The 13,875-nt window shown below is 67.6% G+C and carries 11 protein-coding genes; 5 read left to right on the forward strand and 6 right to left on the reverse strand.

What is annotated here, in order from left to right:
- Nucleotides 1–428 precede the first annotated feature (428 nt).
- Nucleotides 429–1,433 carry a siderophore-interacting protein gene (locus ACJJVR_RS11495; RefSeq protein ID WP_405404687.1) on the reverse strand — a complete coding sequence of 335 codons (1,005 nt, stop codon included), beginning with the start codon at nucleotides 1,431–1,433 and terminating at the stop codon, nucleotides 429–431.
- A 123-nt stretch (nucleotides 1,434–1,556) separates the two neighbouring features.
- Here ACJJVR_RS11495 and ACJJVR_RS11500 point away from each other — a divergent pair, with 123 nt between their 5' ends.
- Genes ACJJVR_RS11500 through ACJJVR_RS11520 form a run of 5 tightly spaced genes read left to right on the forward strand, consistent with a single transcriptional unit; the run spans nucleotide 1,557 to nucleotide 8,961 of the window.
- The gene (locus tag ACJJVR_RS11500) at nucleotides 1,557–3,647 is read left to right on the forward strand and encodes a TonB-dependent siderophore receptor (protein WP_405404689.1); all 2,091 of its coding nucleotides are present in this window, start codon (nucleotides 1,557–1,559) and stop codon (nucleotides 3,645–3,647) included.
- Nucleotides 3,641–4,528 carry an ABC transporter substrate-binding protein gene (locus ACJJVR_RS11505; RefSeq protein WP_405404692.1) on the forward strand — a complete coding sequence of 296 codons (888 nt, stop codon included), beginning with the start codon at nucleotides 3,641–3,643 and terminating at the stop codon, nucleotides 4,526–4,528. Before ACJJVR_RS11500 ends, ACJJVR_RS11505 begins: the two co-directional genes overlap by 7 nt.
- Nucleotides 4,529–4,532: 4 nt before the next feature.
- Nucleotides 4,533–6,488, forward strand: coding sequence for a Fe(3+)-hydroxamate ABC transporter permease FhuB (gene fhuB / locus ACJJVR_RS11510; protein WP_405404729.1), 1,956 nt, complete (start codon nucleotides 4,533–4,535; stop codon nucleotides 6,486–6,488).
- Nucleotides 6,485–7,252 (forward strand): ABC transporter ATP-binding protein, encoded by a 768-nt coding sequence (locus tag ACJJVR_RS11515; protein WP_405404694.1) that lies wholly within the window; start codon nucleotides 6,485–6,487, stop codon nucleotides 7,250–7,252. The genes fhuB and ACJJVR_RS11515 overlap by 4 nt, the downstream gene beginning before the upstream one ends.
- 8 nt (nucleotides 7,253–7,260) lie before the next feature.
- Nucleotides 7,261–8,961, forward strand: coding sequence for an ABC transporter ATP-binding protein (locus tag ACJJVR_RS11520; RefSeq protein WP_405404696.1), 1,701 nt, complete (start codon nucleotides 7,261–7,263; stop codon nucleotides 8,959–8,961).
- Here the strand turns inward: ACJJVR_RS11520 and phoB are convergent.
- From phoB to pstC, 5 genes are read right to left on the reverse strand one after another with little or no spacing between them, the layout of a single operon-like run.
- Nucleotides 8,958–9,647, reverse strand: a complete 690-nt coding sequence (gene phoB, locus ACJJVR_RS11525) for a phosphate regulon transcriptional regulator PhoB (RefSeq protein ID WP_405404698.1) — start codon at nucleotides 9,645–9,647, stop codon at nucleotides 8,958–8,960. The genes ACJJVR_RS11520 and phoB overlap by 4 nt on opposite strands.
- A 3-nt stretch (nucleotides 9,648–9,650) precedes the next feature.
- On the reverse strand, nucleotides 9,651–10,364 hold the full coding sequence (gene phoU, locus ACJJVR_RS11530) for a phosphate signaling complex protein PhoU (protein WP_405404700.1): 714 nt from the start codon (nucleotides 10,362–10,364) through the stop codon (nucleotides 9,651–9,653).
- Nucleotides 10,365–10,379: 15 nt separating this feature from the next.
- Nucleotides 10,380–11,177, reverse strand: a complete 798-nt coding sequence (gene pstB, locus ACJJVR_RS11535) for a phosphate ABC transporter ATP-binding protein PstB (protein ID WP_405404701.1) — start codon at nucleotides 11,175–11,177, stop codon at nucleotides 10,380–10,382.
- 22 nt (nucleotides 11,178–11,199) lie between these two features.
- Nucleotides 11,200–12,492 (reverse strand): phosphate ABC transporter permease PstA, encoded by a 1,293-nt coding sequence (pstA, locus tag ACJJVR_RS11540; RefSeq protein WP_405404703.1) that lies wholly within the window; start codon nucleotides 12,490–12,492, stop codon nucleotides 11,200–11,202.
- A gap of 8 nt (nucleotides 12,493–12,500) precedes the next feature.
- Nucleotides 12,501–13,871: a phosphate ABC transporter permease subunit PstC gene (gene pstC / locus ACJJVR_RS11545; protein WP_405404705.1), complete on the reverse strand. Its 1,371-nt coding sequence runs from the start codon at nucleotides 13,869–13,871 to the stop codon at nucleotides 12,501–12,503.
- Between the last annotated feature and the right edge of the window lie 4 nt (nucleotides 13,872–13,875).

A 13,875-nucleotide genomic window follows, 5' to 3' on the forward strand; every position in this document is an offset into this window, starting at 1 on the left:
CAGCATGATCATAAGCGGAAAATCTCCGACCGCGTCCACATCATTGGCCAGCAATGCGATACGCAAAGGCAGCGCGTCGGTTCCCAACGGACCTTGCCCGGCACCACGGACCTGTCCGCGATTTCACCCGCGACGCGCCGTCGGCAGGCCAACCGGCCAGTCCATGACCATCGGTACCGGCAGCCGCGGTTTGATTGCCAGGACACCGCTGCGCGCTGGTCGCCTGACACCTGTCCGGCCATGCGTTAGGCTAGGGCGTCACCCTGCAGAAACGGCATAGACCTGTCCGTGCGGGCGGTGATCTGGTCACCCAGCCAGACGACGCATATTGTCGTGCAAGACCCCCTGCGCCCGCTGCAAATGGCAGCTACTGTCCGGGACGTGCCACGCAGAACAGGCAGCGCGCCGTCGGTCCCCCTGATGCGCGGTCAGGCAGGCCCCGTTTCCTCTCGGGCGTCCGCGCGGGTCCAATAGGCAGCAGTGGTGAACTGGGCCTTGGTCAGGCCAAGACCCGACAGATGAGCGCGCGCGGCACGGGCACGGGCGGTATCGGCCGCGAACCACACATGCCCGCCTGCCGGGTCCGGCATGGCCTGCAACGCCGCCATCAGATCGTCGCAGCGGGTCACGCGCGGGTCATCCGCCAGCGCGCCCAGATCGGCCGCGTCGCAGCACAGCACGGCGCGGACGGTGCCGCGCGTCTCGGCCAGCATCCGGGTTATCGCAGGCATCGCGGTCTGGTCGCCGAACAGCCACAGGCGGTCGCCCTCGGGGCAGCCGCCGCCTCCGGGGCCGATGGCGCCGACCAGTTGACCCACGGGCGCACCCTGTGCCCAGTCACAGGTCGGGCTGCCGGGGTGGCAGAAAATGTCGAAATCCAGCCAGCCCGGCCCGTGGCCCACCACCGTATAGACCGGGCGGTGCAAAGTGTCGTCGCCATCGGGCCAGACCGTGCGACCGCTGGCGGCCACCCGCGGCCAGACGGCGGTTCGCCCCGCTGGCGGCAACAGCAGGCGAAAGTGATAGCCGCCCTGCGCGAACTGTCCGGCCTTGGCACCTGACAGGCGCACGCGCAGAAACCCCGGCACCAGGCGCGACACACCCGCCACGCGCAACAGCGCAAGGCCGGGTGCCAGCGCGCCCGCGGTGACGCCGTCCCACGCGACCGCGACCCCGGCCTCGGCCAGAATTTCGGTCGCGCTGTCGCGTAGAATGCCGACCAGCCGATCCTCGGGTGCCAGCAAGTCGATGCGCAGCGCATCGGCCTGACGCGTCAGGCGCAGTTCGGACCCCCAGACGAACAGGCTGAGCCCTGCATCGTCCTCGACCAGCGGAGCCTCCCACATAGCGGCCCGCGCCTTGAGGGCGGCCACCGCAGCCCCGCTTGCGCGCGGGATCAGTCCGGTTCCGTGATAGCTGCGCAGATGCGACATGGGCAGGATCCGTGTTCATAAGTCAAAAAGTCGGATTTGCGAATTCACCTGTCCGATTGGTGGATTGACGAATCCGACAGAAAAGATCAGATACCCGGAAACGTGTCAATCCAGCAGGCGATCATGGCCCTTCAAACCCGCATTCTTCTTCTGGCCGGTGCCAGCGCCCTTGCCCTGTCGACCGGAGTCGCCTGGTCTCAGCAGGGGGCCGAACCCATCCTGCTGGATCCGATCGTGCTGACCGCGACCGCGGACGCGTCGGTTCAGGCGGACGGCTATGTCGGCAGACAGGCGCAGGTCGCGACGAAATCGAACACCCCCGTCGCCGAAACCCAGCAGTCGATTTCGGTCGTGACCAGCCAGCAGATCGACGATCAGGGTGCGCAAACCCTGGGTCAGGCGCTGAACTATACCGCCGGGGTGGTGGGCCAGCCCTTTGGCGCCGATCCTCGCTTCGACAGCCCCACGGTGCGCGGGTTCGAGGCCGCCGGATCGCAATACGTGAACGGCCTGCGTCAGTTGCGCGATTTCGGCGCCCCCGCCTTCGAGGTCTATGGCCTGCAACAGGTCGAGGTGCTCAAGGGTCCGAATTCGTCGCTGTATGGTGCCGGATCGCCGGCGGGCATCATCAACCAGGTGCAGAAACGCGCGCAGGATTTCGATTTTTCCGAGGTCGGACTGGGCTATGACAGCAACGACAGCGCGCAGACCTTTTTCGACATGAACCGTGTGGTCAGCCCAACCCTGTCCTGGCGCCTGACGGGCATCGTGCGTGACAGCAAGCCGCAGATCAGCGACCTGACGAACGAACGCGGCTATCTGGGGGCGGCGCTGCGCTATACCCCCGACGACACGACGACGGTGGACGTGATCGCGTCCTATACCAAGGATGCGCCCATCTCGCCGCCGGGCGTGCCGTTCGACCTGACGCAGACCGGCGATGGCAAGACCCTGCGCGACCAGTATTTCGGCGAACCCGATTTCGACGACAGCGACCGCGAAATGGCCAATCTGGGCGTCGAGATTAGCCACCAGCTGGACAATGGCTGGACCCTGTCCCAAGGCTTCCGGGTCGAGCGGTTCGACTGGACCTATACGGGGCACTATGTCACGGGTCTGTCGGAGGACGGGTTGTCGGTCGCGCGGGGCGCGAATTTCCAGGATGAATCGACGACCGGTGTGAACCTGGACACCCGCCTGTCGAACAGCATCACCACTGGCGCCGCGACCCACGACCTGCTGCTGGGCCTGGACATCCGCCAATACGATGCCGACACGACGACGCAGTTTTTCTATGGTCAGGACATCGACGCGTCCGATCCCGTCTATGGCGGTCTGCCCACGACACCCGCCTGGTATACCAGCACCAGCGACGTGACCCAAAAGCAGATCGGCCTGTACGTTCAGGACGAGGTTTCCGTCGGCAACTGGCGCGGCAGCCTGGCCCTGCGCCAGGACTGGACCGAACAGACTGGGACCGAATTCTCGAACTTTGCCGGAGAGACGATCGTCGATCAGTCCGACAGCGCCACGACCGGCCGCGTGGGGCTGGGCTATGTCATGGCGAACGGGGTCATGCCCTATGCCAGCTATTCGACATCCTTCGACCCGACGATCGGCATCGACGACACCACCGGAGAGACGCTGGACCCGACCGAGGGCAAGCAATGGGAGGTCGGCGTCAAGTATCAGCCCGCGGGCTTTGACGGGCTGTTCAGTGCGGCCGTCTATGACCTGACCCAGGAAAACCTGGTCCGCAACCTGGGCCAGGGCCAGAACCGCCAGGTGGGCGAGGTCCGCTCCCGGGGGCTGGAGCTGGAGGCGACCGCCGCGCTGAGTGCGGACTGGGATCTGCGGGCCAGCTATGCCTACAACGACACCGAACAAAAGAGCGGCCCCGAAAACGGGTTCGAGATGCCCAATGCCCCCCGCCATCTGGCCAGCCTGTGGCTGGACCGCGAATTGGGGCGCGGCCTGCGGGCGGGCGGCGGCATCCGCCATATCGGCAGCCGCAAGGGCGATTTCGCCAACACCTATGATCTGGACAGCGTCACCTTGGTCGATCTGGCCGCCAGCTATACCCGCGACAATGTCGAGGCCAGCGTGGCCCTGAACAACGTCACGGACGAGGTCTATCTGGCCAACTGCGGCAGCTTTGGCTGCTATTACGGCGAGGGGCGCAGCGTCAGCGCCAAGGTCGCCTACACGTGGTAGGGGGCGGGGCCATATCGCCTCGGCCCGACCGCCGCGCCGTTCTGACCGCCGCCGGCATGCTGCTGGCGGCGGGTCTGCCCCTGCGCGCGGACACGGCACCACGGCTGGCGGCCATTGACTGGGCGATGCTGGAAACGGCGACCGCCCTGGGCCACATGCCGGTCGCCGCCGCCGAACTGATCCGCTTTCGCGCCGACGTAGGGGTTCCCGCCATCCCCGACACAGTCACCGACCTGGGCCTGCGCGGCGCGCCGAATTTCGAACTGTTGCAGCTGGTCCGCCCGACGCTGATCCTCAGCTCTCCCTATTACACCCGCTATCACGCGCGGATGGAGACGATCGCCCCGGTCCTGTCGCTGCCCTTTTACCTGCCCGATCAGGCGCCACTGCCAAAGGCGATGGATGCGCTGGACGCGCTGGCCCGGCGCATCGGCGACCCCGCCGCCGGGACGCGCGCACGGGCGCGTGCCGATGCGCATCTGGACCGGCTGGCCGCGCGGGGTGCCCGCCATGCGGACCGGCCGCTGGCGCTGGTCGATATCGGCGACGCGCGCCACCTGCGCGCCTTCGGGTTCGACAGCCTGTTCGGCAGTACGCTGACCCGCATCGGCCTGCGCAACGCCTGGTCCGACGCGACGGCCTTCAGCTTTCTGGCCCCGGTGCCCTTGGAACGGCTGGCCGACATGCCCGACGCGCGGCTGGTCATCGCCGGTCCCATCCCGCCGCAGGCGCGGGGCGCGCTGGCCCGCAGCCGGCTGTGGCAGGCCCTGCCGCAGGTGGCGCAGGGCCGGGTGCATCACCTGCCGCGGATGAATGCGTTCGGCGGGGTCCCCGCCGCGCTGCGCTTTGGCGACCTGCTGGCCCGCGCGCTGGACGCCTGAGATGATGACGACCCGGACCCTTGCGCCCTGTGCGGCCCTGATCGCGGTGGCGTTGTGGTGGCTGGCGGCGCGCGCGCTGCCCCTGCCCGCCCTGCCCTGGGATCCGCAGGCGATGAGCCTGGACCAGATCCGCATGGCCTATGGCCTGATGCCGCGCGGGGTCATCGCGCTGCTGGCGGGGGCGATGCTGGGCCTGTCGGGCGCGATCCTGCAGGTGGTGCTGCGCAACCCGGTGGCCGACCCCACGACCCTGGGCATCAGCGCGGGCGCACAGCTGGCGCTGGTGCTGGCCACGATCCTGCAGCCCACCCTGCTGGAAACCGGACGCTGGCCCGTGGCAATGGCGGGCGCGGCCGCGGCCGCAGGGCTGGTGCTGGCCATCGGCGCGCGGCGCGGGTTCCAGCCGGTGACAATGGTCATCGCGGGCATGCTGGTCGGGCTGACCGCCAGCGCGATCGCCGGCGCGGTCACGCTGGCACAGGGACAGTACCTGCTGTCGCTGGTGATCTGGAACGGCGGCTCTCTGGTCCAACAGGACTGGTCGGGGGTCGCGGCGCTGGCCATCGTGCTGACCCTGGGTGCGCTGGCCGCGGCGGCGCTGGCCCGCCCGTTGCGCCTGCTGTCCCTGGGGGCAGAGGGCGCGCAAGGTCTGGGCCTGAACGTGGCCGCGATGCGGCTGGCGGCGGTGGCCGTGGCGGTGGTCCTGGCCGCGACCGTATCGGCGGAACTGGGGTTGATCGGCTTCGTCGGGCTGGCCGCCCCCGCCCTGGCGCGCAGCATGGGCGTGCGGTCCATCGCCGGGCTGCTGGCGTGGTCACCCGTTCTGGGCGCGCTGATCCTGTCGGTCTGCGACGGGCTGGTCCTGACCGTGGCGGGTCTGGGGGCCGAGATGTTTCCCACCGGCGCGCTGACCGGGCTGGTCGGCGGGCCACTGCTGATCTGGCTGCTGCCGCGGCTGCGCGGAACGACCCCGCCCGGCGCGGATGCGGGCGACCACCCTGCCCCGCGGCGGTCCCGTCCGGGGCCGTTACTGGCGGCGATGGCAGTGGCGCTGGTCGTGGCGGGGCTGGTCCTGTTGTGGATCGGGCGGGTGCCGGGGGGCTGGGCGGTGCTGGACCGCGCGAATTTGGCGGCGTTTCTGCCGATGCGCCTGCCGCGCCTGCTGGCCGCCGTGGCGTCGGGGGCGGCGCTGGCGCTGGCCGGTGCGATCCTGCAGCGGCTGACCGCGAACCCCCTGGCCTCGCCCGAGGTTCTAGGCGTGTCGGGCGGCGCGTCGCTCGGCTATGCGGCGGTGGTCTTTGGCGTGGCCGCGCCGGGCGCGCTGGCGCTGGCGATCGGGACGATGGCGGGGGGTGCGGTGGCGCTGGCGGTGCTGGTGGCCTTTACCGCGCGCCGCGACATGCCGGCGGAACGCGTGCTGCTGGCCGGCATCGCGGTCTCGGCGCTGGCATCCGCCGTGCTGTCGGCGATGATGGCGGTGGGTGATGCGCGGGCCTGGGCGATCCTGTCCTGGCTGTCGGGATCGGCCGCCGCCGTGCCGATGGCGGGGGCCGTCGCGCTGATGGCGCTGGCCACGGCTGTCTGGCTGGCCGCGCTGGCGCTGCGGCGATGGCTGGCGCTGCTGCCGCTTGGGGCGGGGGTCGCGCGCGGCGTGGGGCTGGGCCTGCCGCCCGCGCGGCTGGCGCTGATCGTGCTGGCCGGGCTGGCCACGGGTGCCGCGACGATGGTCACGGGGCCCCTGTCCTTTGTCGGGCTGATGGCCCCGCATCTGGCCCGCCGCATGGGGCTGGCCCGTCCGGCCGACCACCTGACCGGATCGGCGCTGATCGGCGCGGGACTGATGCTGGCCGCCGATTTCGGTGCGCGCATGGCGGGCTTTCCCTATGAACTGCCGCTTGGGCTGTTCGCCTCGCTGATCGGGGCGCCCTGGCTGATCTGGCTGATGACGAGGCACCGATGACCCTGTTCCACCTGTCCGGCCTTTCGGTCGACGTTCCCGGTCGCCGCCTGCTGGACGACATCACGCTGGACCTGCCCGCAGGCCGCGCGACGGCGCTGATCGGCCATAACGGGTCGGGAAAATCGACGCTGCTGCGCGCGCTGGCGCGCCAGATCCCGGCCCGGGGCACCGCCACGTTCGAGGGGCGCGCCCTGTCCGCATGGCCAGCCCGCGACCTGGCCCGCCGCATGGCCTTTCTGCCCCAGACCACACCGCCTGCCGACGGCATGCTGGTGCGCGAACTGGTGGCCCTTGGCCGCTATCCCTGGCACGGGGCGTTGGGCCGGTTCGGCCCCGCCGATCATGCCGCCGTCGCCCGCGCGATGGCCGAATGCGGGGTCGAACCCTTTGCCGACCGGCTGGTCGACACCCTGTCGGGCGGCGAACGCCAGCGCGTCTGGCTGGCCATGATGGTCGCGCAGCAGGCGGGCACCCTGCTGTTGGACGAACCGATCAGCGCGCTGGACATCGCCCACCAGGTCGAGGTGCTGGCCCTGGTCGGCGCGATGTGCCACGACCAGGGGCGCAGCGCCGTGATCGTGCTGCACGACGTCAACATGGCCGCGCGGTACTGTGATCACGTCGTGGCGCTCAAGGCCGGGCGGCTGGTCTGGCAGGGCGGCCCCGATGCCCTGATGCACCCCGACACGCTGCACGACATCTATGGCCTGCCGATACAGGTCCTGACCCGACCCGACGGACGTCCCGTCGCCGTACCCGCCTGAGAGGCCGCATGCTGAAAGATTTCTTTTCCTATTACCGTCCGCATATGGCGCTGTTCTGGCTGGACTTCGGCTGTGCCGTGATCTCGGGCCTGCTGGAGCTGGCCTTTCCGCTGGCGGTCACGGCCTTCATCGACCACCTGCTGCCGCAGGGCGACTGGACGCTGACGGTGGCGGCGGCGGCCGGGTTGCTGGCGCTGTACGCGGTCAATACCGGCCTGTTGTCGATCGTGATCTATTGGGGGCACAAACTGGGCATCAACATCGAAACCGCGATGCGCGCCCGTGCCTTTGACCACCTGACGCGCCTGTCCTGGCGCTGGTACGACCGCGCGCGCACCGGCAAGCTGGTCGCCCGCGTCACCCGCGACCTGGAAGAAATTGGAGAGGTCGCCCATCACGGCCCCGAGGACGCCTTCATCGCGCTGATGACCTTTGTGGGCGCATTCGCGCTGATGTACTGGATCAACCCGCAACTGGCGGTCATCGTGGCGCTGATCGTGCCGGCCATGCTGGCGCTGGTCATCGTCTATGGCGGGCGCATGACGCGGACCTGGCGTGCGATCTATTCCCGCGTCGGTGATTTCAATGTGCGCCTGGAGGAGACATTGGGCGGCGTCCGCGTCGTGCAGGCCTTTGGCAACGAGGCGCATGAGAGCCATCTGTTCGCCGCCGACAACGCCCGCTATCGCCAGGCGAAACTGGACGCGTATCGGGTGATGGCCGCGTCGTCGGCGCTGCAATACATGGGCCTGCGGCTGGTGCAGGTCATCGTGATGGTCATGGGCGCGGGGTTCGTGCTGTCGGGTGATCTGACCACCGGCGGTTTCGTGGGGTTCCTCCTGCTGGTCGGCGTCTTTTATCGCCCGCTGGAAAAGATCGCCGCCGTGATCGAGACCTATCCCCGCGGCATCGCCGGATTCCGCCGCTATCAGGAACTGCTGGCCACCGACCCCGAAATCGCCGATGCCCCCGACGCCATCGACGCCCCCGCCCTGCGCGGCGACATCCGGTTCGAGGGGGTGGGTTTCGCCTATGACCCGGACCGCCCGATCCTGACCGGCATCGACCTGTCGATCCGCGCCGGCGAAACAGTGGCCTTTGTCGGCCCGTCGGGCGCGGGCAAGACCACGCTGCTGGCGCTGTTGCCGCGGTTCTATGAACCCAGCCAGGGGCGCATCGTCGTCGACGGGATGGACCTCCCCGCGATGCGTCTGCACAGCCTGCGCCGCCAGATCGGGCTGGTCAGCCAGGACGTGTTCCTGTTCGGCGGCACGCTGCGCGAGAACATCGCCTATGGCCGGCTGGACGCGACCGACATGGACATCGCGCAGGCCGCCGCCAAGGCGCAGCTGGCCTCGATGATCGAGGGGTTGCCGCAGGGTTTGGACACGATCGTGGGCGAACGCGGGGTGATGCTGTCGGGCGGCCAGAAACAGCGCGTCGCCATCGCGCGGGCGTTTCTGAAGAACCCCCCGATCCTGATACTGGACGAGGCGACCAGCGCCCTGGACAGCCAGACCGAACGCGAGATCCAGTCGGCGCTGGACGCGCTGTCGGTGGGGCGCACCACACTGGTGATCGCGCACAGGCTGGGCACGATCCGCAACGCCGACCGGATCGTGGTGATGGATCAGGGCCGTGTGGTGGAAATGGGCAGCCATGCCGACCTGCTGTCGCAGGGCGGCATCTATGCGGGGCTAGCGGCCTAGCCCAGGGCGTAGCCCACACCGCGAACGGTGCGCAGCGGGTCGTTGCCGCCGTTCCGCATCAGCGCCTTGCGCAGACGGCCGACATGCACGTCGATGGTGCGCGTGTCGACATAGATGTCGCGCCCCCAGACCCGGTCCAGCAGCTGTTCGCGCGTCCAGACGCGGCCGGGCTTTTCCATCATCGTGGACAGCAGCCGAAACTCCGTCGGCCCCAGATGCAGCGTCTGTCCCGCGCGGAACACCCGGTGTTCGGCGGCATCCAGAATGATGTCCGCGAATGACAGCCGTTCGCCCATCGTGGCGGGCCGGGTGCGGCGCAGCTGGGTACGCAGCCGGGCCAGCAGCTCGACCACCGAATAGGGTTTGACCACGTAATCGTCGGCGCCGGTTTCCAGTCCGCGCACGCGGTCGACCTCTTCGCTGCGCGCCGACAGCATGATGATGGGGATGTTGCGGGTCGCGGGGTCGGCCTTGACCTGGCGGCAGACCTCGATGCCCGACACCCGCGGCAGCATCCAGTCCAGGACGATCAGGTCGGGCTGTTCCTCGGCGACCAACAACAGCGCATCCTCGCCGTTGTCGGCCATCACCACGTCGAAACCCTCTGCCTCGAGGTTATAGTGCAGAACCTCGCGCTGTGCGCCCTCGTCCTCGACGACCAGCACGCAGGGGGCCTGGCGCGCCATGCCTCAGACCTCCGCCGCGGGGGCCACGACGCTGCTGCTTTTGGGCCGCGCCTCTTCGGGCAGGTCGCCGGTGACCAGATAGACCACCTGTTCGGCGATCGATGTCGCATGATCGCCCATGCGCTCGACGTTCTTGGCGATGAAATGCAGATGCATGCAGGGGGTGATGTTGCGCGGATCCTCCATCATGTGGGTCAGGAACTCGCGGAACAGGGCGTTGTACATCTGGTCCACCTCCAGGTCGCGCTGGCGCACGTCATGGGCCAGATCCGCGTCGCGGCGGATATAGCTGTCCAGCGCGTCCTGCAGCATCTTGTTCACTGCCTGGCTCATCCGGCGCAGGGCCATGCCGGCCCCGTCGATGGCGGGCATCTGGGACAGGACTTCGGTGCGCTTTGCCATGTTCTTGGCGTAATCGCCGACCCGTTCCAGCGAGGCCGAGATCTTCATCACCGCCAGCACCATCCGCAGGTCGGTCGCGGTCGGCGCGCGCAGCGCGATCAGGCGGGCGGCGTCCTCGTTAATCTGGATCTCCATCCCGTCGATGGCCCTGTCGCGGCGGCGGACGTCGTCGGCCAGTTCCTGGTCGCGCGTGTCCAGCGCGGTCGAGGCGTCGGTGATCGCGGCCTCGACCATGCCGCCCATCTTGACGACCATCGCCTGAATGGTTTCCAGGTCGCGGTCGAACGCCGAAGAGATATGCTTGTCGCGGTTCATGTCAGATCCTTTCGATCAGCCGATCCGGCCCGAGATATAGGCCTCGGTCCGGCTGTCCCGCGGCTTGGTGAAGATGTCGTCGGTGTCGCCGTATTCCACCAGGTTGCCCAGGTGGAAAAAGGCGGTCTTCTGGCTGACGCGGGCGGCCTGCTGCATCGAGTGCGTCACGATGACCACCGAAAACTGCGTGCGCAGCTGCTCGATCAGTTCCTCGACCTGGCTGGTGGCGATGGGGTCCAGCGCGCTGCACGGTTCGTCCATCAGCAGGACCTCGGGTGATGTCGCGACGGCGCGGGCGATGCACAGGCGCTGCTGCTGGCCGCCCGACAGACCGGTGCCGGGTTCGGCCAGCCGGTCCTTGACCTCGTTCCACAACGCGGCGCCGCGCAGGCTGCGTTCCACGATCTCGTCCATCTCGGCCTTGTTGCGGGCCAGTCCGTGGATCTTGGGACCGTAGGCCACATTGTCATAGATCGATTTCGGGAACGGGTTCGGCTTTTGGAACACCATGCCGACCTTGGCGCGCAACTGCACCGGATCGACGCGACGGTCATAGATGTTCTGGCCATCGATGCTGATGTCGCCCTGGATCCGGGCGCTTTCGATGGTGTCGTTCATGCGGTTGATACAGCGCAGAAAGGTCGACTTGCCACAGCCCGACGGGCCGATGAAAGCGGTGACCGTCTTGTCCAGGATCTCGACGTTCAGATCCTTGATGGCCTGTTTCTCGCCATAGAAGACCTGGACATTGCGTGCCGAAATCTTGATGTCCTGCTGGCTCACAGCGTTCTCCGATCGGGTGGTGTCATACATGATGGCTCTCCTTGCGGCCGGGTTACCAGCGGCGCTCGAACTTGTTGCGCAAAAAGATGGCGATGGCGTTCATCATCACCAGAAAACCCAGCAGCACCAGAATGGCCGCAGATGTGCGTGCGACGAAACCGCGTTCGGGGCTGTCGGCCCAGATGAAGATCTGTGTCGGCAGCGCGGTCGACGCATCGAAAGGCGTCGAGGGCGCCGAGGTGACAAAGGCGTTCATCCCGATCAGCAACAGGGGCGCGGTCTCTCCCAGGGCCTGGGCCAGGCCGATGATGGTGCCGGTCAGGATGCCGGGCATGGCTAACGGCAGGACATGGCCAAAGACCACCTGCTGCTTGGATGCACCGACGCCCAGGGCCGCCTCGCGGATCGATGGCGGCACGGATTTCAGCGCCGCGCGGGTCGCGATGATGATCGTGGGCAGCGTCATCAGAGCCAGCACCAGGCCGCCCACGAACGGGGCTGACCGCTGCATTCCGAACCAGTTCAGGAACACCGCCAGACCCAACAGGCCGAACACGACCGACGGCACCGCCGCAAGGTTGTTGATGTTCACCTCGATGATGTCGCTGATCCTGTTCTTGGGGGCAAATTCCTCCAGATAGATGGCGGCGCCGATACCAAGCGGGAAAGAGATCAGGAAACACACCAGCAGCGCATAGAACGACCCGATGATGGCGCCCTTCAGGCCTGCAAGTTCCGGAAAGCGGCTGTCGGAATTCGTGAACAGCGCCCAGTTGAAGGGCAAGGTGATGCGCCCCTCTGCCTCCAGTTGCCGAAAGGCGCGGATGTCTTCGTCGTTCAGGCGACGGGTGGATTCGTCGCTGTCCTCGTTGACGTTGCCCTTGTTCAGCTGATCATAGGTGTCCGATGTCGGCACCCGGATCTGAACGGTCTGGCCGATCAGCTCGGGGTCGGCCACGACACGGTCGCGCAACACGAACTGGGCCGCGTTGGACAGGATGCCCGACAAGGCGCGCATCCGTTCCTGGGGTGCGTCGGGGAACGTGACCTGCATCGCATCCGCGATCACCCGGCGGTAGTTGCCCGCAGCCGGATCCTCGGCCTCGACCAGTTCCGCCGAGATCGGCACGTCCAGCGTGACATGCGTCTGACGGAACGCCTGCGCCCCCCCCGAGATCAGCGTCCACAGCAGGATGCCCAGCATCAGGAACGCCAGCAGCAGCGCGCCCAGGCCCAGGTATTTCAGCCGGGCCTCCTTGCGGTGACGCGTGGCGAGGCGGCTTTTGAACGCGTCCGACGACCATTGGGCGTTGCCGGTGCTGCCGTCATTGGGAAAATCGGTCATCTGGCGCCTCAATCGTACTGTTCGCGGTATTTGCGCACGATGCGCAGCGCGAGGATGTTGATGAACAGGGTGACGATGAACAGCAGCAGGCCCAGGGCGAATGCCGCCAGCGTCTTGGGACTGTCAAAGGCCGTATCGCCGATCAGCAGCGTGACGATCTGGACGGTGATGGTGGTGACGCTGTCCAGCGGGTTGATGTTCATGGATGCGATCAGGCCTGCGGCCATCACCACGATCATCGTCTCGCCGATGGCACGGCTGACGGCCAGCAGGACGCCGCCCATGATGCCGGGGATGGCGGCGGGAAACAGGACGTTCAGCACAGTCTCGGACCGCGTCGCGCCAAGCGCGATCGCCCCGTCGCGCAGGCTGCGTGGGACCGCCGACAGCGCGTCGTCGGCAAAGGACGAGATGAACGGGATCAGCATGATCGCCATGACCCCGCCCGCGGCCAGCGCTGTGTTGGGCGCGACGGGAATGCCAAGCGTGGCCCCCAATGACCGCAGCGCCGGCGCAACCGTCAAAATCGCGAAGAAGCCATAGACGACCGTCGGGATGCCGGCCAGCAGTTCCAGGATCGGCTTGGCCACCGCGCGAAAGCTGCGGCTGGCGAATTCGTTCAGGTAGATGGCCGACAGCAGGCCCACCGGGACCGCGATCGAGATGGCGACAAAGGTGATGACCAGCGTGCCCAGAAAGACGGGAAGAACGCCGAATGCACCCTCGGCCGCGATCTGGTCGGCGCGGATCGGGATCTGCGGTTCCCACCGCGTGCCGAACAGGAAATCGGTGATGGGCACCATCTGGAAAAAGCGGATCGATTCAAAGACCAGCGACAGCACGATGCCGATCGTGACAAAGACCGCGATCAGCGAACAGGTGATCATCAGGCCCATCACGATGCGTTCGGCCGCCTGGCGTGCCCGGAACTCGGCCGCGACCTGGCGCCGGGACACGTACAACAGCGCGGCGGACAGCAGGGCGATCACCGCGACCAGCAGCCAGCCAGACGTGGCGCGCAGGCCGTTCATACGGTCGGCCGCGTCCAGCATATAGGGTTCGGGCGTGCCAAAGACGCGGCCGCCGGCAATGGATTGGATCTCGGTCAGGATCAGCTGCGGATTGGCCGCCTGGCTCAGCACGCCGTCGGGCAGGCCAGACAGGGTCAGCGCGTTGATGGCGCTGCCTTCCAGCATGATCCACAGGATCGCGACGATGAATGCCGGAACCAGCACGATCAACAAGGCATAAAGCCCGTGGAACATGCCAAGCGAATGCAGACGGACACCGCCGTCGCGCAGGGCCAGCGCCGCCCTGCGGTTCATCACGTATCCCGCCAGCGATGCGGTCAGCAGCAGTGCAAAGGCCAGGCCTGTCATGGCA

The organism is Paracoccus sp. Ld10, from assembly GCF_045064235.1.
Classification (GTDB): domain Bacteria; phylum Pseudomonadota; class Alphaproteobacteria; order Rhodobacterales; family Rhodobacteraceae; genus Paracoccus.